This is a genomic window from Luteimonas sp. RIT-PG2_3 (assembly GCF_054902115.1).
This window is the reverse complement of the sequence record NZ_JBUBPF010000005.1, coordinates 415,399-435,614: the sequence shown is the minus strand read 5'-3', so window position 1 is coordinate 435,614 and position 20,216 is coordinate 415,399. Positions and strand designations below refer to the sequence as shown.

Sequence of the window (20,216 nt, the reverse complement as noted above, 5' to 3'; positions counted from 1 at the left end):
GGATGGCTTATGCGGTGCCGTTTCCTTGTTCCCGCCCTGTGCGGCGTCCTTCCGGTGCTGCTCTCCGCGTGTGGGACCGCCCCACAGGCTGACCCACGTACGGCGCCCCCGGTTGTGCGCACTGCGACCGTGGAGGCTGGCCCCGGCACACGCTCGCGGACGTTCACCGGCACGATTGCGGCCCGCGTCCAGAGCGACCTGGCCTTTCGCGTGCCGGGAAAAGTGCTCGAGCGGCTCGTGGACAACGGGCAGGTCGTCCAGCGCGGGCAACTGCTGTACCGGATCGATCCCGTGGACCTCGACCTGGGCGCGGACGCGCAAAGGCAGGCCGTTGTCGCTGCGCGCGCGCAGGCAGCCCATGCATCTGCCGAAGAGGCCAGGTATCGCGAGCTCCAGGAGAAGAAGCTGGTCTCCCGGTCAGCCTACGAGCTGGTCAAGGCGTCCTCGGACGCTGCGTCGGCGCAATTGCGTGCCGCCCAAGCGCAGTCCGCGGTGGCCCGTAACGCGAGCCTGTACAGCCGGCTGCTCGCCGATGCCGATGGCATCGTCACCGAGGTGCTGGCCGAACCCGGACAGGTGGTCGTTGCAGGGCAGGTGATCGTGCGGGTGGCGCGATCGGGACGACGCGAGGCGGTGGTCCAGTTGCCCGAAACGATCCGCCCCGAGATCGGTTCGCAGGCGACCGCGTCACTTTTCAGCGGGCCCACGCGCATCCCCGTCCGCCTGCGGGTGCTGTCGGGAGCGGCTGATGCCGCGACGCGGACGTTCGAGGCGCGATACACGCTGGAGCAGGACGACGCCGGGCTCCCGCTCGGCGCCACCGTAGCCGTCGAGCTTGCGGGCACGCATCCGGGCGAGGCGGACGAAGGATTTGAGGTTCCGCTGGCATCGCTGTTGGATCCGGGAACGGGAACCGGCGTCTGGCTCATCAGTGGTTCGCCCACGAGGGCCCGCTGGCAGCCCGTGAAAATAAAGCGGATCGGCGACGAGTCGGCCTTCGTCGAAGGATCGCTCAAGCAAGGTGACCGTGTCGCGGCATTGGGCGCGCACCTGTTGCGCGCCGATCAGGAGGTCCGTGTCGAGCACGGATCCGTCGATGCATCCGGCAAGGCAGTGGCAAGCAAGGCAGCGGCAAGGTGAGCAGGTTCAACCTGTCGGCACTGGCGGTGCGCGAGCGCGCTGTCACGGTGTTCCTGATCTTCCTGGTGTCCCTGGCGGGAATCGCAGCCTTCTTCAAGCTCGGCCGCGCCGAAGATCCTGCGTTCACTGTCAAGGTGATGACGATCGTCACCGCGTGGCCCGGCGCCACGCCCCTGGAAATGCAGGACCAGGTGGCCGAAAAAATCGAGAAGCGTCTCCAGGAGCTTCGCTGGTACGATCGCAGCGAGACGTATACGCGGCCGGGGCTGGCCTTCACGACGCTGACGTTGCTCGACAGCACGCCGCCGTCCGAGGTGCCGGAGGAGTTCTATCAGGCACGCAAGAAGGTCACCGATGAGGCTGCCAGGCTGCCGGCCGGGGTCATCGGTCCCATGGTCAACGACGAGTACTCGGATGTCACGTTCGCACTGTTCGCACTGAAGGCGAAAGGCGAGCCGTCCCGTGTGTTGGCACGCGATGCCGAGGTGCTTCGCCAGCGGTTGCTGCATGTGCCGGGCGTCAAGAAGGTCAACATCATCGGCGAACAGGCCGAGCGCATCTACGTGGAACTCTCGCACGAGCGCCTGGCGACGGTTGGCGTGAGTCCCCAGGACGTGTTCGCGGCGTTGAACAACCAGAACGCGTTGACCCCGTCCGGCGCCGTCGAAACGAAGGGCCCGCAGATCCTGATCCGCGTGGATGGCGCTTTTGATGAGCTGGACAAGATCCGCAACACCCCGATCGTCGTCAACGGACGCTTGTTCAAGCTCATGGACATCGCGACGATTGCGCGCGGATACGAAGATCCTTCGACGTTCCTGATCCGGAACGGTGGCGAACCTGCGTTGCTGCTGGGCATCGTCATGCGCGATGGCTGGAATGGCCTGGACCTGGGCACAGCGCTCGATGCCGAGGTGGGCAGGATCAATGATGGACTGCCCGTGGGAATGTCGCTGTCCAAAGTCACAGATCAGGCGGTGAACATCAGCGCATCGGTCGATGAGTTCATGTTGAAGTTCTTCGCGGCGCTGCTGGTGGTGCTGGTCGTGTGTTTCGTCAGCATGGGGTGGCGTGTCGGCATCGTGGTCGCGGCCGCGGTGCCGTTGACCCTGGCTGCGGTGTTCATGGTCATGGCCGCCACCGGAAAGAACTTCGACAGGATTACCCTGGGCTCGCTGATCCTGGCGCTGGGCTTGCTGGTGGACGATGCCATCATCGCCATCGAGATGATGGTCGTGAAGATGGAGGAAGGCTATACGCGCATTGCGGCGTCTGCGTATGCGTGGAGCCACACCGCCGCGCCGATGCTGGCAGGCACCCTCGTGACGGCCGTCGGCTTCATGCCCAATGGTTTCGCGCGGTCCACCGCCGGCGAGTACACCAGCAACATGTTCTGGATCGTCGGCATCGCGCTGATTGCGTCGTGGGTGGTCGCGGTGGTGTTCACGCCGTATCTGGGGGTGAAGCTGCTGCCGGACATCCAGGGGCATCACGGGAGCAATGCGGCCCTGTATGGGACACCCCGCTACAACCGCTTCCGCGCGATGCTGGCGCAGGTCATCCAGCGCAAGTGGCTTGCGGCCGGCTCGGTGGTATTGCTGTTCGTGCTGTCCGTCCTCGGTATGGGGCTGGTCAAGAAGCAGTTCTTCCCGATCTCCGATCGCCCAGAGGTGCTGGTCGAAGTGCAGATGCCGTATGGCACCTCGATCGAGCAGACCAGCCATGCGACAAGCAAGGTGGAAGCCTGGTTTGGCGAACAGGAAGAAGCCGAGATTGTCACGGCGTACGTGGGGCAGGGGGCGCCACGTTTCTATATGGCGATCTCGCCCGAACTTCCCGATCCTGCATTCGCCAAGATCGTGGTCCGGACCGGCAGCCAGCAACAGCGCGATGCACTCAAACGACGCCTGCGCGAAGCCGTTGCGTCCGGACTGGCGCCAGAAGCCAGGATCCGGGTGACCCAGCTGGTCTTCGGTCCGTACTCGCCGTTCCCGGTGGCCTACCGGGTCAGTGGTCCGGATCTCGCGGTGGTGCGAAAGATCGCCGGTGACGTCGAAGCGCTCATGCACGCCAGTTCCCTGATGAGGACGGTCAACACCGATTGGGGCGTACGCACGCCGACGCTGCGTTTCATTCTCGACCAGGATCGGTTGCAGGCCCTGGGCCTGACGTCGGCGTCGGTCTCGCAGCAGCTGCAGTTCTTCCTGAGCGGGGTTCCGGTCACGACGGTGCGGGAAGACATCAGGACCGTTGAAGTCGTGGCGCGATCGGCCGGCGACACCCGACTCGATCCCGGACGGGTCGAGGACTTCACCTTGGTGGGCGGGGCAGGCCAGCGTGTTCCGCTGTCGCAGATCGGTGCCGTGGACGTCGTCATGGAGGAGCCGATCATGCGACGTCGCGATCGGATGCCGACCATCACCGTTCGCGGCGACATTGCCGACGACCTTCAGCCACCGGATGTGTCGTCCGCGATCACGCGCGAGATCCAGCCGATCGTCAATGCGCTGCCCGACGGTTACTCGATTGCCCAGGCAGGATCGATCGAAGAGTCGGCCAAGGCCATGGCCGCGATGCTTCCGCTGTTCCCGATCATGCTGGCCATCACGCTGCTGATCATCATTCTGCAGGTCAGATCCATCTCGGCGATGGTCATGGTGTTCATGACCAGTCCATTGGGCCTGATCGGCGTGGTGCCCACCCTGTTGCTGTTCAAGCAACCCTTCGGCATCAATGCGCTGGTGGGACTGATCGCGCTGTCAGGGATCCTGATGCGCAATACGCTGATCCTGATCGGTCAGATCCATGAGAACGAGCAGGCGGGGATGGAGACGTTCCAGGCGGTCATCGAAGCGACGGTCCAGCGCGCACGGCCGGTGATCCTGACCTCGTTGGCCGCGGTGCTGGCCTTCATTCCGCTGACCCATTCGGTGTTCTGGGGGACCTTGGCCTACACCTTGATTGGAGGGACGATCGCGGGGACGGTGATGACGCTGGTGTTCCTGCCGGCGATGTACGCGATCTGGTTCAAGATCCGGCGGCCGCCACCGGACCCCGTGACGGGTAGCCCTCCATCCGCCGGGCCTACCCCGACAGCACGCCACTCGGCACAGATTCCCGGGAACAACGCATGAACACCCATGACCAGACACGCATCGTGGTCACAGGCATGGGCGCTGTCAGCCCGTTGGGCTGCGGCGTCGACAAGGTCTGGCCACGGATCCTGGCAGGCCAGTCCGGCATTGCACGATTGCCAGAGGCGCTGGTCGCAGGTGTGGGCTGCACGGTCGGCGGGCGCGTGCCCGAGCGCGCAGACGATCCCGAGGCAGGCTTCGACGCCAGCCAGGTCATTGCTTCGAAAGATCTGAAGAAGATGGATCGTTTCGTCGAGTTTGCCCTGGTGGCGGCGCACGAGGCGCTGACGCAGGCGCGATGGTTTCCCGACCAGGCCAGGCAGCAGGCCCGTACCGCGACGGTGATCGCGTCGGGAATCGGTGGCTTCGGCTCGATCCTCGATGCCGTCCACACCACCGACACCAAGGGCCCGGGCAGGCTGTCCCCGTTTTCCGCCCCCACGTTCCTGGCCAACATGGCGTCCGGTCACGCCTCCATTCGCTATGGCTTCAAGGGACCGCTCGCCACGCCGGTGACGGCCTGTGCTGCAGGCGTGCAGGCGATTGGAGACGCGGCCAGGCTGATCCGCGCCGGTGAAGCCGACATTGCCCTATGCGGTGGGGCAGAGGCCGCGATGCATCGGGTCAGCCTGGCGGCCTTCGCAGCGGCCAAGGCACTGAGCAGATCCTTCAACGACTCGCCGCAGGTCGCGTCACGACCGTTCGACACGCTACGCGACGGCTTCGTGATGGCCGAGGGGGCAGGCCTGCTGGTTATCGAGCGGCTGGATCATGCGTTGGAGCGTGGCGCCACGCCGCTCGCGGAGCTGGTCGGTTATGGAACGACCGCCGATGCCTACCATCTGACCGCCGGCCCCGAAAATGGCGAGGGCGCACGCCGTGCGATGGAACTTGCGATCGCGCAAGCCGGCATCAGCCCGGACGATGTCCATCACATCAACGCACATGCGACCTCCACGCAGGTCGGCGATCGCGCTGAACTCGCTGCGATGTCAGCGCTGTTCGGCCATCGACGCGACCTGCTGGTCTCCGCGACGAAATCCAGCACGGGACACATGCTCGGCGCGGCGGGAGGGATCGAAGCCATCTTCACCGTGTTGGCGCTGCGCGACCAGATCGTCCCTCCCACGTTGAACCTGAAAATTCCAGATCCCGCAGCGGACGGCCTGACCCTGGTCGCCGGGCAAGCGCGGCGCGCCGCACTCGACTATGCCTTGTCCAACGGCTTTGGCTTCGGAGGCGTCAATGCCAGCGTGCTCTTCCGACGCTGGTGACGTGTCGCGTTGCGCGTTGTGCAGGCTGTCCATCACCGGTGCAGTGAATGATGGTCCAGGCGCGGAGGTCGTGGCCCATACCATCGACGATGCGTCGCTGACTTCTGCCGTCCTCAACCCACCCCGGCCAACACCCGCGTCACCGCCGCTGCATCAAGGTCGCTGAAGACACCCGGTCGCGTGCCCGACCACAGCGGGCTGAAGTCGCCTCGTCCTGCGGCTTCGGCATGTGCCCGCAGCGGCGCCAGCGCCTGCGCGGCCCAGGGGAAGGCCGGCGGCAGGTCGGACATCGGGCCAAGCTCGCGCATCAACCGGTTGACCAGTCCGCGCGCCGCGCGCCCGGTCAGCAGGTTGGTGAGAGCGGTCGTTGCATGGGGGGCGCGCAGTGCGTCCCGGTGCGTCGCCGAGGTGGTCGCCTCGGGGCAGAGGAGATACGCGGTGCCGGCCTGCACGGCGCTGGCGCCGGCCTCGTACAAGGCCTGCACGTCGTCGCGACTGCCGATGCCGCCAGCGGCGACGATCGGCAATGGCAACGCTGCCGCCAGTTGTTGGACCAGCATGCGTGTGGTGGCGGGTGCTCGCAGGGCGTCGGGCAGGAACTGGCCGCGATGGCCGCCGGCCTCGATGCCCTGGGCGATGACGATGTCCGCACCCTGTGCGGCCAGCCAGTGGCCTTCATCGACGGTGGTTGCCGATGCCATGACCCGCGCACCGCTGCGCTTGATCCGCTGCAGCAGGTCGGCCTGCGGCAGGCCGAAATGGAAACTGACGATGCGTGGCCGGTGCTGCTCGATGACCTCGACGATCGCGGCATCGATCGGCCTGCGGACCGCCGCAGGGTCCGCAGGCATCGGGGCGATGCCGAGTTCGGCGTAGTAGGGCGCCAGGGCCTGCTGCCAGCGGCGCTCCTGTCCGGGATCGGGCGCGGCCATGGCATGGCAGAAGAAGTTCAGGTTGATCGACTGGGCGGCCAGTGCGGTGTGCGCAGACAGCTGTTGCAGCCGTTGATCGAGCTGCCGGGCATCGAACAACGCGCAGGGGATGGAGCCCAGTCCGCCGGCGCCTGCGACCGCCAGTGCCAGCCGCTCGTCCTGGACGCCGAGCATCGGTGCCTGGATGACGGCCAGTTCGATGCCGAGGATCGATGCGATCGTGTCCATGCATGTGCTCCGGTGCGGTCGGTGTCAGGCCACGCGTTGCGACGAAGGGGCGTCATCGGCTGCGCTTCGCTCCCGTTCGCCTCAGTCGATGAACTGCAGGCGGGCGAGTTCGGCATACAGCCCGTCCTGCGCCAGCAACTGCTCGTGGGTGCCTTCGGCGACGATGCGGCCGCGATCCATGACGACGATGCGGTCGGCCTTCAGGATCGTCGCCAGGCGGTGCGCGATGACCAGGGTGGTGCGGCCTTCCATCAGGTGCTCGAGCGCGGTCTGCACGGCGCGTTCGCTCTGGGCATCGAGGGCGGACGTGGCTTCGTCCAGCAGCAGGATCGGCGCGTCCTTGAGCAGGGCGCGCGCGATCGCGATGCGTTGCTGCTGACCGCCCGACAGGCGTGCACCGCGCTCGCCCAGCAGTTCGTCGTAGCCGTTGGGCAGTTCGCTGAGGAAGCTGTCGGCTTCGGCGGAACGGGCAGCGGCAACGATCTCGTCGTCGCTGGCCTCGAGCCGGCCATAGCGGATGTTCTCGCGCGCGCTGGCGGCGAAGATCGCCGGGTGCTGCGGCACCAGCGCGATGGTTTCGCGCAGCGCCACCGGATCGAAGCCGCGCACGTCGAGATCGTCGACGCAGACGCGGCCCGACTGCGGGTCGTGGAAGCGCAGCAGCATCGACAGCACGGTGCTCTTGCCGGCACCGGACGGGCCGACCAGGGCCACGGTTTCGCCAGGCGCGACGCGCAACGAGAAGTCGTGCAGCGCCGGCATGTCGGCGCGCGTGGGGTAGTGGAACGAAACCCTGTCGAAATGCAGCTCGCCGCGCAGCGGCGTCGGCAGCGGGACCGGCGCGGCCGGCGCCTGGATCTGGTTGTGTTCCTCGAGCAGGTCGGTGATGCGGCCCATGCCGCCGGCCGCGCGCTGCAGTTCGTTCCAGACTTCGGCAAGCGCGCCGACCGAGCCGCCACCGAGCAGGGCATACAGCAGGAATTGGCCGAGCGTGCCGGCCGTCATGTCGCCGCGCATGACGTCGTGTGCCCCGGACCACAGCACCAGGATGATCGCGCCGAACACGACCGAGATCGCGACCGCGGTGACGATGGCCTGCATGCCGATGCGCTTGCGCGCGGTCGCGACCGACAACGCCACGGCCTCGCCGAAGCGGCTGCGCTCGTAGGCCTCGCGGGCGTAGGCCTGCACCGTGCGCACGGCGCCCAGGCTCTCGCTGGCCAGGGTATTGGCATCGGCGACACGGTCCTGGCTCTGCCGGGAGATCTTGCCGAGCCTGCGCCCGCCCAGCACCAACGGCAGCACGAACAGCGGGATGCCGATCAGCGTGTAGGCGGCCAGGCGCGGACTGGTGATCGTCAGCATGACCACGCTGCCAAGCACCGTGATGACACTGCGCAGGGCGATCGACATCGTCGAGCCGACGACGCTGCGCAGCAGTTCGCTGTCGGCGCTGAGCCGCGAGACCAGCTCGCCGCTGCGGCTTTTCTCGTAGAACGCCTGGTCCAGGCCGATCAGGTGGCCGTAGAGCTGGTTGCGCAGGTCGGCGACGACGCGCTCGCCCAGCAGCGACACGAAGAAGAAGCGCGCCGCGGTCGCCAGCGCCAGCGCCAGGGCGACCAGGAACAGCAACGTGAACGCGGCATCGATGTTGCTGCCGCTGCTGAAGCCCTTGTCGATCATGTGGCGCACCGCGACCGGCAGGCTCAGCGTGGCGGCCGAGGAGGCCGCCAGCGCCAGCAACCAGGCCACGAACAGCGTTCTCTGGCGCTGCATCAGCGGCCACAGCATGCGCAGCGTGCCAATGCGGGCTTTTGGGGTGTCGTCGACCGGCGCGTCGCTGCGGCGGCTGGGAGCGGATGTTGAACTGGGATCAGGTGTGCTGGCCATCGCCGCTATTGTCGTCGATACGGGCCCGGTTGCGGGTGGCATCGCGCAGGCGCGGCCGCAGGCCGTCGACCTCGTCGATGGGCAGCTCGATGTCGATCCATGCGCCGTCGGCGTCGAAACGCTCGCCCTGCTTGTCGGCATGGAACACCGACAACAGCTGGTGCACGGTACCGAGATCGGCGAACGGCACCTGCAGGCACAGCCGCGTGGTCGCGATCAGCGGCACCCGCTCGGCCAGCCGCAGGCACTCGGCGGCGGCACCGCCATAGGCCCGCACCAGCCCCCCGGCGCCGAGCTTGATGCCGCCGTACCAGCGCGTCACCACCACCATGACGCGGTCGTAGCCCTGGCCATCGATCGCGGCCAGGATCGGGCGCCCGGCGGTACCGGCGGGTTCGCCATCGTCGCTGGAGCGATAGTCGCCGCCCATGCGCCAGGCCCAGCAGTTGTGGGTGGCATCGGGCGTGGCGACCGCATCGAGATAAGCCAGCGCCGCTGCCGGGCTCTCGACCGGTGCGGCCAGCGCGGTGAAGCGACTGTGCTTGATCTCGACGGTATGGCTGGCCGGACGGGCCAGGGTATGCAGGCTCATTCGTCGAGCAGCGGGCGCAGATCGTCGGGCAGGATGGCGTCCGGGTAGCGACGGCGGAATTCGCGCAGGCTGGCGCGGGCCTCGTCCAGATGGCCGTCTTCGTGCAGCTCGCGCACGCGTTGCAGCCAGGCCTTGCGAACCTCGGGTGAGTCGACGGTCGCCGGCGGCTGGTCGTCCATCGGCTGGTCGTGATGGGTGTCGACGACGCGCCTGCTGCTGCGGACGCGACTGCCGGTCACCGAGATGCTGTCGAGCACCGGTGAGGCCGACGGCGTGGCGGCGGGCGCGGCCTGCGGTACCGGTGCGACCTGGTTGCGCGCGGCGCGCTGCGGCTGGTCGGCTTCGCTGCGTTCGGCCTCGGCCTTGAAGGCGTCGGCTTGCGCCGCGGCCTTGGCCTCGGCGGGCGAGGGCGTGAAGCGGGGGGGCGTATCGGCAGCCGGTTCGGCGACGACAGCGCGCTCGACCAGGGCGCGGGGCGCGGGCGGAGCGGGCGGCGGCGGTGGCGGCGCCATTACCGGTGCGGGTGCCGACACGGTGTCCGCCTGGCGGCGGGCAGCGGAGGCTTCTTCTTCTGCTGCCGCGGCTGGCAGGTCGGACGTGGGCTGGGCGGGCGCGCTCTGCCGCAGTGCCGGGCGGGTGGGCCCGGCGGGCGCTTCGGTCGCCACCGTATCGGCGGCCGGTGCGGTGGCCGATGGCGGTGCGATGGCGTCGGCCGCAGCGGCCTGCTCGGTCTCGGCGGCGGCCTGTGCGGACGGCCCGGCGGCGGGTGCGTGGTATTCCAGATGGGTCTCGGGCTGCGGGCGCAACTGCCACGCCATGCCGATCGCCAGCGCCAGCGACGCCGCGATGCCGACCGGGAGCTGCCAACGCGGCCTGCGACGCTGCGCCTGCGATGACGGCTGGGCAGGCGAGGCCTTGGCGGTATGGGCCTGATGGTCTTGGCCTGCCTGCTCGGCCGGCGGCGCGAGGCCGCGGGCCGCTGCCAGGATGCGCGCGTCCAGCGCCGGGGACGGCGCCGCGCGTGCGTCCAGCTGCGACAGGCGCTGCGCGAGTGCGCGCTCTTCCGGGCTCAGCCCGCTGTCGTCGGTGGCCATGTCGTCGTCGCGTGGGATGTTCATTCGTTCAACCTCGCACGCAGCTTGTCCATTGCGTAGCGCAGCCTGGACTTGACCGTCTCGCGTCCCACCCCGGTGATCTCGCCGATCTCCTCCAGCGTCAGTTCCTGTTCCAGTCGCAGCACGATGATCTCGCGTTGTTCCACCGGCAGTTCGTCGAGCGCGAGCTGCAGCCGGCGGCGTTGTTCGAAATCCGACAGTTCGCGCTCGGGCGTCGCGTCGTCGGGCACGCGCAGGGTGCGCTCGTCGGCATCGATCGGCGCCGGCGGGCGATGCGATTGCGCGCGCCAGTGGTCGGTCAGGCGGTTGTGCGCGATCCGGTACAGCCAGGTCGGGAACGGGGCGTCGGGCTTCCAGCCCTGGCGCGCGCTGATGACCCGCTGCCAGATGTCCTGGAACAGCTCGTCGGTCAGCGCGCCATTGCGCAGTTGGCCCAGCAGGAAGCGGTACAGGCGCTGGCGGTGGCGGCCATACAGGGTGTCGAATGCGGCCACGTCGCCAGCGGCATAGGCCAGCATCAGCGTGTCGTCGCTGACTTCGGCGGCGGTGGCGGCAACGTCGTTCATCCGCGGCAGGTTACGGGTTGCCGGCGTGAAGGTGAAGCCTGCAGGTGTTGCCGGCGCCCGCTCGGCCCTGCCTGGAGCAGGGCGTGGCGCGGGTCGCGGGGCGGTGGACAGGAGCGGCATGGCGGCGCTGGCGTGCATGCAGATCAGAACGTTCCAGCGTCCGGCTTGGGGTTCCCGGGCTGCCTGGGTGTTCATCCCGGACCACCCCGTCGCGCCGATCGCGGCGACCGATGCGCGGGGCGGGGCCGGTTGCGGCACTGGTTGACGTTATTCTTGCCGAGCTGCCTCGGGGGACGTGTGACTGTATCGGCGATAGGACAAATGACGGGGCTGGCCTTGCCGGAGGATGAAGGCTTGGCCGCGCTTGCCGGCGACCTGCTCGAAAGCATGCCGGCCGGTTCGACCGTCGTCGCCTGCTGGGATGATCCCCTGCTGGGCGCGGCCGAATGCGAGGCCGGTGCGCTGTGCCTGGGTCTGGTCGAGGATGCGCGTGCGCTGCTAGCCGGCGAACGCCGCCCGCCGCGCGAGCACGGCGTCGAGCTGGTGTGGGAGGAGGACAAGGCGCGCGTGGTGCTGCTGGCGCATGCCGGCCGCCAGTTGCCGCAGGCCACCAGCGATGGCTGGCGCACGCTGGCGCGCACGCTGGTCTCGGCGCGCCTGCAACTGGCGCGGGCGCAGATGCGGATCCGCTCGCTGCGCATGTCCGAGCGCCTGCGCAAGGCGCTGTACGACATTTCCGACCTGTCGGGTTCCTCGCGCGACATGCGCGACATGCTGGCGCGCATCCATGCCGTCGTCGGCACGCTGATGCCGGCCGAGAATTTCTACATCGTGCTCTACGACGATGTCCGTGAAACCGTGCGTTTCATGTACTTCGTCGACCAGCGCGATCCCTGGGTCGCCGAGCCTGATGCCGAGATCGCGGTCAGCGACCTGCCGACCAGCCTGACCGTGGCGATGCTGCGCCATGGCCAGCCGATGCGCGGCCCGTCCGAGCGCATCCGCCGCGAGCTCGGGGTCGCGTTCGACGATTTCCACGGCCCCGACAGCGCCGACTGGCTGGGCGTGCCGATGCGCCGCGACGATCGCGTCAGTGGCGCGGTCGTGGTGCAGAGCTACGACGAACCCACGCGCTACAGCCACGAGGACCGCGCGCTGCTGGAGTTCGTGGCCCAGCACATCCTGGCCGCGCTGGACCGCAAGCACGCGCTCGACGAGCTCGAGCGCCGCGTCGCCGAGCGCACAGTCGCGCTGCAGCTGGCCAACAACGGCCTGGAGGCGGAGATCGTCGAGCGCAAGCGCGCCGAGCGCCTGCAACGCGCGCTGTACCGGATCAGCGAGATGTCGGTCAACGCCGGCAGCCTCGAACGCTTCTATGCCGACCTGCATGCGGTGACCAGCGAGCTGCTGTACGCGCGCAACTTCTACATCGCGATGCTCAGCGGCGACGGTACCCGCATCGAATTCCCGTACTCGGTCGACGAGCGCGACCGCGTGCGCCATTCGCGTCCGCTCGGCCGCGGCCTGACCGAATACGTGCTGTCGACCGGCCGGCCGCTGTTGGCCGACCGCGCCCTGCTCGAGGACATCGAGGCGCGCGGCATCGCGCTGGGCCTGGGCACGCAGTCGCACCAGTGGCTGGGGGTGCCGCTGCTGCGCGACGGCAACACCATCGGCGTGATCACCGTGCAGAGCTACGAGCCGGACATCCGCTACACCCAGGCCGACCAGGAACTGCTGACCTTCGTCGGCCGCCACATCGACACCGCCCTGGCGCGCAAGCGCGCACAGGAATACCTGAAGGCCGCACATGCCGAGCTCGAGTTCCGGGTCGAGGCGCGGACGCACGAACTCGAGGAGGCCAACCGTGAACTGCGCGCGCAGATCAGCGAGCGCGTGCGCGCGCAGCAGCGCCTGGTGCACCAGGCGCGGCACGACCACCTGACCGGGCTGCCGAACCGCGTGCAGTTGCTGGAGCGGCTGGACAATGCGCTGGCTGCGATGCGCGACGCTGGCCGCAATCCGTTCGCGGTGCTGTTCCTCGACCTCGACCGCTTCAAGCTGGTCAACGACAGCGTCGGCCATGCCGCCGGCGATGCGATGCTGGTCGAGGTGGGCCGGCGCATCAGCAGCATGCTGGGACCGGACGACATGGTGGCGCGGCTGGGCGGCGACGAATTCGCAGTGCTGCTCGACAGCGTCGGCGAGCCGCAGGCGGCGGACCGGATCGCCGCGCAGATGCTGCACAAGCTCGGCCGTTCGATGTGGGTGGCCGGCCGCGAGCTGTTCCCTTCGGCCAGCATCGGCATTGCCACCTGGCAGCCGATGTACCGCCACGGCGAAGAGCTGCTGCGCGACGCCGATGCGGCGATGTACAAGGCCAAGTCGCGCGGACGCGACCGCAGCGAGCGCTTCGACGAGGCCATGCGCGCCGAAGCGATGCGCCTGCTGGATCTCGAGGCCGACCTGCGCCGGGCGATCATCGCCGATGCCTTCGAGCCGCATTTCCAGCCCATCGTCAACCTGGCCGATGGCGTCGTCGTCGGCTACGAGGCACTGCTGCGCTGGCGGCACGAGCTGCATGGTCCGCTGCCGCCGGGCGAGTTCATCGGCGTCGGCGAGGACAGCGGCCTGGTCGAACAGGTGGACTGGCTGCTGTATCGCCGGGTCATCGACTGGATGACGCGCCACCACGAAGGCTATGTGTCGATCAACGTCTCGCCGCGGCATTTCCATGCCGAGGACTTCGCCGATCGCCTGCTGAAGATGATGGACGACGTTGGCGCCAACCCGCGGCGCCTGCGCATCGAGATCACCGAGGTCGCGCTGCTCGACGATGCGCCCAAGGTGCTGCAGATCCTCAATACCCTGCGCGGGCGCGGCGTGCTGGCCCTGCTCGACGATTTCGGCACCGGGTTCTCGGCGCTGTCGTACCTGCATCGCTTCCCGATCCAGGCCCTGAAGATCGACCAGAGCTTCGTCGCAGGGCTCGATGGCGAGATGCAGGCCGAGAACCTGGCGCTGGTGCGCGCGATCCTTGCGCTGGCGACGACGTTGGGCATCGACACCGTCGGCGAAGGCGTCGAGACCCGCCAGCAGCGCGACCTGCTGCTGCAACTGGGCTGCAGCTATGGCCAGGGCTTCCTGTTCGGGCGGCCGGTGGCCGAGGTCGGGCGCTGAGGATCGACGGTGCGGAAACTGCCGCGAATCGAGCCCGCGTGTTGGCAGCTCGATCCGTGGCGATGGCCGGCGTTACCGGGCGACGCTGACCTGCACCTGGTCGTCGGGCGTGCCTTCGACCAGGCCTCGCGCGGCATCGACCAGGTCGACGAATTCCGCGCGCAGCTTCCAGCGGTCGGCGCCGGTGGTCACGCGCGCGTTGTCGGCGATCGACTGCCAGTTCCACTGTTCGAGGTGCTTGCCGCCGCGCAGCGCATCGGCGTAGGCGGCCACGCTCGCCGCGAAACGCATCGTGTCGCTGGGTTGCGCCTTCAGCGCGCTGCGCAGGATCGGGGTCTCGATCAGCTGGCTGCTCGCTTCTCCGGGGCGCTTGTAGCGCAGGCGCAGGTGCGCCAGCTCACCGCCGGTGCGCGTGGTCGCGGCCGGCTTGCCTTCGCCGTAGCGCAGTGCCGGCAGGCGTTCGGCGCCGGAGCCTGCCAGGGTGATCTCATACAAAGCGGTGACCTCGTGGCCGGCCCCGATGTCGCCGGCATCGACCTTGTCGTTGGCGAAGTCCTCGCGCGCCAGCATGCGGTTCTCATAGCCGATCAGGCGGTACTCGGCGACCTGCGCGGGATTGAATTCGATCTGGATCTTGACGTCCTGCGCGATCGTCAACAGCGTCGACGACATTTCCTCGACCAGCACCTTGCGCGCTTCCTGCAGGGTGTCGATGTAGGCATGGTTGCCATCGCCGGCATCGGCCAGGCGCTCGGCCAGTGCGTCGTTGTAGTTGCCCTGGCCGAAGCCCAGCGTGGTCAGCGCGATGCCGTGGCTGCGCTGGTCGGCGACCATGGTCTCCAGCGATCCGCCATCGACGGTGCCGACGTTGAAGTCTCCGTCGGTCGCAAGGATGACGCGGTTGACGCCGCCCTTGACGTAGGCCTGACGCGCGGTCGCATAGGCCAGGCGGATGCCGTCGCCGCCGTTGGTGCTGCCGCCGGCCTGCAACTGTTCCAGCGCCGCCAGGATCTCGTCCTTGCGCTCGCCGCTGGTCGGCGGCAGCACCAGGCCGGCCGATCCTGCGTAGACGACGATCGAGACGCGATCCTGCGGGCGCAGTTGCTGCGTGAGTTCGGCGAAGGACTGCTTCAGCAGCGGCAGCTTGTCGGGCGAGAACATCGAGCCCGAGGTGTCGATCAGGAACACCAGGTTCGCCGGCGGCAGCTCGGACTTGTCGACGTCGTAGCCCTTGATGCCGATCATCAGCAACTGGCGTTGCGGGTTCCACGGCGCGGGCGCGAGTTCGGTCGTGGCGCGGAACGGCGTTTTCAGGTCGGTCGGCGCCGGATGGCCATAGCTGAAGTAGTTGATGAACTCCTCGGCGTGCACGGCATCGGCCGGCGGGCGCACGCCCTGGCGCAGCATCCGCCGCACGTTGCTGTAGCTGCCGGTGTCGACGTCGATCGAGAACGTCGACACCGGCTGCTCGCTGGCGCGGTGGATCGGGTTGTCGTCGCGTTCGGCATAGCGTTCGGTGTTCGCCGGCTGCGAGGCCATGGCGTCGGCGGCGATCATCGGCGCTGCGTACATCGCCGGGGCTGGTGCCGCGGCCATCTCGGCGACGCGCATGCGGCTGCCGGTGACCACGACCTGTTCGAGGCTCTGGCGCTGCGCGGAGGCCGGTGGCGGTGCAGGCGGAGGCGGCGCGTGCATCACGCCGACGTTGGCTTGGGCGTCGGCCTTGGCATAGGTATCGGCCGCGGCGTTGGCGCCTGCGGTCTGCGAGGCGGTCGGCGAGGTGCTCTGGCACGCGCCCAAGGTCAGCGCGCAGAGCAGGGCGGTCGTGAGTGCGTGGCGTTGCATGGGGTCTCTCCCGTGATGGTCGGGAGGTGGAACGCGCGAGGATGGGGAGAGGGGTTGAGGGGGATCGAGAGAGGGGGCGTTGGGAATGGGGGTGATTGGAGAGGGATTGATGGCGCCGCCGCGATCAGGAGAATGGCGGCGGGCCTGGGCCCGCCCTACGGCATCAGGGCGGTGAACTCGCGGAAGAGTTCGGGGTCGATGCGGGTGTCCTGCTCGTCTTCGAGCAGTTGCATGATGTCGGCATGCGCCATTGGTGCGCGGTAGGGGCGATGGCTGGCCAGGGCGTCATAGCCGTCGACGATCGCGAGGATGCGGGCTTCCAGCGGGATCTGTTGCTGGCGCAGGCCATCGGGATAGCCGCTGCCGTTGAAGGCTTCGTGGTGCGCGCGGATCAGCGATGCGACCTGCCCGGCATCCTCGCGGCCGGTGGCCAGGAAGATGCGCTGGCCGCGTTCGCAGTGGCTGCGCATGACCGCGGTCTGGTTGTCGTCGAGCCCGCGCGGCGACAACAGCACCCGATCGGGGATGCCGAGCTTGCCGATGTCGTGGAAGCGTGCGGCCAGCGCCAGTCGCTGTTGCCTTGCGGGTGCCAGGCCGCAACGACGCCCGAGCTGTTGCGCCAGGTGTGCGACGCGATCGCAGTGCAGGTCGGTACCGGCGTCGCGCTCTTCCAGTGCGCACGACAGCGCGTGCAGCGAACCCGACAGGTTGCCGTGGAACCCGGGGGCGATCTGTGTATCGGCGGCCTCGGCGACGGAGGCGGGATCGAAGGACATCGACATCGGATCAGTTCGGGGACAGCGCGGTCAGCAGGCCGCGCGCCGCGTTGATGCGGGTGGCGGCGTCGGGCAGGTCGAGGGTGATCCGCAGTTTGTCGGGGCCGTCCATGCGGTAGTGTTGGGACTGGCCCTGGATCAGCCGGATTACCGCCATCGGATCGACGTTGGGCTTGTCGACGAACTGGATGCGTCCGGACTTCTCGCCAAGGTCGAGCTTGTGGATGCCCAGGCGCGTGGCCAGCAGCTTCATCTCGGCGACGATGAACAGGTGCTTGGCCGGGTCGGGCAACAGGCCGAAGCGGTCGATCATCTCGACCTGCATCTCGCGCAGTTCCTCGGCGTCGCGCGCCGAGCTGATGCGCTTGTACAGGGTCAGGCGGGTATGCACGTCGGGCAGGTAGTCGTCCGGGATCAGGGCCGGCACATGCAGTTCGACGTCGGCGCCGCGCGAAGTGCTGCCATCGACGTCGGGCAGCTCGCCGCGCTTGATCGAGCGCACCGCGCGCTCCAGCAACTCGGTGTAGAGGCTGAAGCCGATCTCGGCCATCTGTCCGCTCTGGTCTTCGCCTAGCAGTTCGCCGGCACCACGGATTTCCAGGTCGTGCGTGGCCAGCGTGAAGCCGGCGCCGAGTTCGTCCATCGACGCGATCGCTTCCAGGCGCTTCTGCGCGTCGGCGGTGATCGAGCGCTTGTCAGGCACCACCAGGTAGGCGTAGGCGCGATGGTGGGAACGGCCGACGCGACCGCGCAACTGGTGCAGCTGGGCCAGGCCGAACTTGTCGGCACGGTTGATGATGATGGTGTTGGCGTTGGGGATGTCGATGCCGGACTCGATGATCGTCGAGCACAGCAGCACGTTGAAGCGCTGCTTGTGGAAATCCAGCATCACCCGCTCGAGTTCGCGTTCGGGCATCTGGCCATGCGCGATGCCGATGCGCGCGTCGGGCACCAGCTCCTGCAGTTGCCGCTGCATGCGCCCGATGCTCTCGACGTCGTTGTGCAGGAAGTACACCTGGCCGCCGCGCGCGAGCTCGCGCTGGAAGGCTTCGCGCAGCTGGGCATCGTCCCAGGCCGCGACGAAGGTCTGTACCGCGAGCCGGTGCGCCGGCGGAGTAGCGATGATCGACAGGTCGCGCAGCCCGGCCATCGCCATGTTCAGCGTGCGCGGAATCGGTGTGGCGGTCAGCGTCAGCAGATGGACGTTGGCGCGCAGCGCCTTCAGCGCTTCCTTCTGGCGCACGCCGAAGCGCTGCTCCTCGTCGACGATGACCAGGCCCAGATCCTTGAACTTGACGTCCTTCTGCAACAGGCGGTGGGTGCCGACGATGACGTCGATCCTGCCCTCGGCGACCTTGTCCAGCGCGGTCTTGATGTCCTTGGTCGACTTGAAGCGCGACAGCACTTCCACGCGCAGCGGCCAGTCGGCGAAGCGGTCGCTGAAATTGCGGAAATGCTGCTCGGCCAGCAGCGTGGTCGGCACCAGCACCGCGACCTGCTTGCCCGCGGCCGCCGCGACGAAGGCCGCGCGTACCGCGACCTCGGTCTTGCCGAAACCGACATCGCCGCAGACTACGCGGTCCATCGGCTGGCTTGACCCGAGGTCGCGGATGACCGCCTCGATCGCGCTGTGCTGGTCGGGGGTCTCCTCGAACGGGAAGGCGGCGGCGAAGGGTTCGTACATCGACCGGTCCACCTGCAGCGCCAGGCCTGCGCGCGCCTGCCGCTTGGCCTGGATCTCCAGCAGTTCGGCGGCGACGTCGCGGACCTTCTCGGCGGCCTTGCGCTTGGCGCGCGACCAGGCCTCGCCGCCCAGCGAATGCAATGGCGCGGTCTCCGGCGATGCGCCGGAGTAGCGGCTGACCAGGTGCAATTGAGCGACCGGCACGTACAGGCGGTCGCCCTTGGCGTATTCGATGTCGAGGTATTCGCCGGGCTGGCCGCCGGCCTCCAGCGTCACCAGGCCGCGATACCGGCCGACGCCGTGATCCTCGTGCACGATCGGTGCACCTTCGGACAGTTCGCCGAGGTCGCGGATGATCGCCTCGGGCTCGCGGCCGACGCGCTTGCGGCGACGCGGCTGCGCGGCGCGCTCGGGGAACAGCTGGCGCTCGGTCAGGACGGTGATCGTGGGATCGTCGAGCGCGAAGCCGTCATCGAGCGGCGCGACCGCGATCGCGAAACGCTGCGGCGGCTGCGCCGACAGGAAGGTGCCGAAATCGGCGACCACCTCGGGGTGCAGCGCGCCGGCCTGCAGCACTTCCAGCAGCGCCTCGCGGCGGCCGGCGGTGTCGGAAGCGATCAGCGTGCGTCCCGGGTAGTGCGCCAGGAACGCGCGCAGCGCGGATGCCGGCTCACTGTCGCGCGCGGCCAGCGGCAGTTCCGGGGCCGGCTGTTCGCCGAGTGGTACGGCCTGTTCGCGACGGGGGTGCGCAGGGCCACAGACCTCGACGCGGTCGCCCTGGTTGAGCCGTTCGCGCAGCAGGTCCGGCGCCAGCCACAGCTCGCCGGGCGGCAGGATCGGGCGTTCGATGTCGTGTCGCAACTGCTCGTAGCGGTCGGCGGTCTGGGTCCAGAAATGATCGCTGGCCTCGAACGCGCCGTCGTCGATGATCGGCAGCGCGTCGCCGGACAGGTAGTCGAACAGCGTCGCGGTGTCCTTGAAGAACAGCGGCAGGTAGTACTCGATGCCGGCCGGCGCGAGTCCCGCCTTCAGGTCCTGGAACAGCGCGCTGCGCCGGGTATCGATGTCGAAGCGGTCGCGCAGCGTGGCCATCGCCATTGCCGTCGCGGCATCGTCGAGCGGGACTTCGCGGCCGGGCAGCATCCGCACTGCGTCGACCTTGTCCAGCGAACGCTGGCTTTCCGGATCGAAGGCGCGGATCGACTCGATGCTGTCGTCGAACAGCTCCACGCGATAGGGCTCGCTGGCGCCCATCGGGTAGACGTCCAGCAGACCGCCGCGCACCGCGAAGTCGCCCGGGTCGAAGACCTGCGGCACGTTGCGGTAACCGGCGCTTTCGAGCCGGCGCTTCTCGGCGTCCATGTCCAGCGTCTGGCCGACGCGGACATCGAAGGTGTTGCCGATGACATAGCGCAGCGGGGGCAGCCGCTGCATCAGCGTCTGGATCGGCGCGACGACGATGCCGTGTGCCAGCGTCGGCAGCCGCAGCAGCGCGGCCAGGCGCTGGGATACGATGTCCTGGTGTGGGCTGAAGCGGTCCCAGGGCAGGGTTTCCCAGTCGGGGAAGGCCAGGACCGGGAACTCGCTGTTGGGGCCCACGCTGTCGGGGCCCAGCAGCGTGTGCAGGTCGGCTTCGAGCTGGTGCGCGGCATGGTTGTCGCGGGCCACCAGCAGGATCGGCCCGGCATGTGCCTGTGCTGCACGTCCCACCGCCCAGGCCAGTGCGCTGCGGCTGGCGGGTGCGCGCCACCAGGTACGGGCCTGGCCGGCCTTGGGAAGCGGAAGAGGGCTGGGAAGCGTGCGTTTGGACATGGAATCTGCGACCGGACAAATGCAGGACAGCGCCGGCAGACGGCGCTG

At 68.5% G+C, this 20,216-nt stretch carries 12 protein-coding genes; 4 read left to right on the top strand and 8 right to left on the bottom strand.

Annotated elements, in window-relative coordinates:
• Positions 1-9 precede the first annotated feature (9 nt).
• Genes ACYX7E_RS11095 through fabF form a run of 3 tightly spaced genes read left to right on the top strand, consistent with a single transcriptional unit; the run spans position 10 to position 5,548 of the window.
• A complete protein-coding gene (locus ACYX7E_RS11095; protein ID WP_462080624.1) occupies positions 10-1,140 on the top strand; it encodes an efflux RND transporter periplasmic adaptor subunit in 1,131 nt (376 codons plus the stop codon).
• On the top strand, positions 1,137-4,274 hold the full coding sequence (locus ACYX7E_RS11090; RefSeq protein ID WP_462080623.1) for an efflux RND transporter permease subunit: 3,138 nt from the start codon (positions 1,137-1,139) through the stop codon (positions 4,272-4,274). The genes ACYX7E_RS11095 and ACYX7E_RS11090 overlap by 4 nt, the downstream gene beginning before the upstream one ends.
• A complete protein-coding gene (gene fabF / locus ACYX7E_RS11085) occupies positions 4,271-5,548 on the top strand; it encodes a beta-ketoacyl-ACP synthase II (RefSeq protein ID WP_462080622.1) in 1,278 nt (425 codons plus the stop codon). The genes ACYX7E_RS11090 and fabF overlap by 4 nt, the downstream gene beginning before the upstream one ends.
• A 113-nt stretch (positions 5,549-5,661) precedes the next feature.
• Here the strand turns inward: fabF and ACYX7E_RS11080 are convergent, their stop codons facing one another.
• From ACYX7E_RS11080 to ACYX7E_RS11060, 5 genes are all read right to left on the bottom strand, one after another.
• A complete protein-coding gene (locus ACYX7E_RS11080; protein WP_462080621.1) occupies positions 5,662-6,708 on the bottom strand; it encodes an NAD(P)H-dependent flavin oxidoreductase in 1,047 nt (348 codons plus the stop codon).
• Between the two features lie 81 nt (positions 6,709-6,789).
• Positions 6,790-8,598, bottom strand: a complete 1,809-nt coding sequence (locus ACYX7E_RS11075; protein WP_462080620.1) for an ABC transporter transmembrane domain-containing protein — start codon at positions 8,596-8,598, stop codon at positions 6,790-6,792.
• Positions 8,582-9,190, bottom strand: coding sequence for an IMPACT family protein (locus ACYX7E_RS11070; RefSeq protein WP_462080619.1), 609 nt, complete (start codon positions 9,188-9,190; stop codon positions 8,582-8,584). Before ACYX7E_RS11070 ends, ACYX7E_RS11075 begins: the two co-directional genes overlap by 17 nt.
• Positions 9,187-10,308 (bottom strand): hypothetical protein, encoded by a 1,122-nt coding sequence (locus ACYX7E_RS11065; protein ID WP_462080618.1) that lies wholly within the window; start codon positions 10,306-10,308, stop codon positions 9,187-9,189. Before ACYX7E_RS11065 ends, ACYX7E_RS11070 begins: the two co-directional genes overlap by 4 nt.
• Positions 10,305-10,871: an RNA polymerase sigma factor gene (locus ACYX7E_RS11060; protein ID WP_462080617.1), complete on the bottom strand. Its 567-nt coding sequence runs from the start codon at positions 10,869-10,871 to the stop codon at positions 10,305-10,307. The genes ACYX7E_RS11065 and ACYX7E_RS11060 overlap by 4 nt, the downstream gene beginning before the upstream one ends.
• Positions 10,872-11,225: 354 nt before the next feature.
• Between ACYX7E_RS11060 and ACYX7E_RS11055 the strand changes: the two genes are divergently transcribed.
• Complete coding sequence (locus ACYX7E_RS11055) at positions 11,226-14,051, top strand: EAL domain-containing protein (protein ID WP_462080616.1); 2,826 nt, start codon at positions 11,226-11,228, stop codon at positions 14,049-14,051.
• Positions 14,052-14,123: 72 nt separating this feature from the next.
• Here ACYX7E_RS11055 and ACYX7E_RS11050 read toward each other — a convergent pair whose 3' ends face one another.
• The 3 genes from ACYX7E_RS11050 to mfd form a co-directional block, all read right to left on the bottom strand.
• Positions 14,124-15,896 (bottom strand): vWA domain-containing protein, encoded by a 1,773-nt coding sequence (locus tag ACYX7E_RS11050; protein WP_462080615.1) that lies wholly within the window; start codon positions 15,894-15,896, stop codon positions 14,124-14,126.
• 155 nt (positions 15,897-16,051) lie between these two features.
• Positions 16,052-16,678, bottom strand: a complete 627-nt coding sequence (locus tag ACYX7E_RS11045; protein ID WP_462080614.1) for an HD-GYP domain-containing protein — start codon at positions 16,676-16,678, stop codon at positions 16,052-16,054.
• Positions 16,679-16,682: 4 nt separating this feature from the next.
• Entirely contained in the window at positions 16,683-20,168 is a 3,486-nt protein-coding gene (gene mfd, locus ACYX7E_RS11040; protein WP_462080613.1) for a transcription-repair coupling factor, read from the bottom strand.
• Positions 20,169-20,216 lie beyond the last annotated feature (48 nt).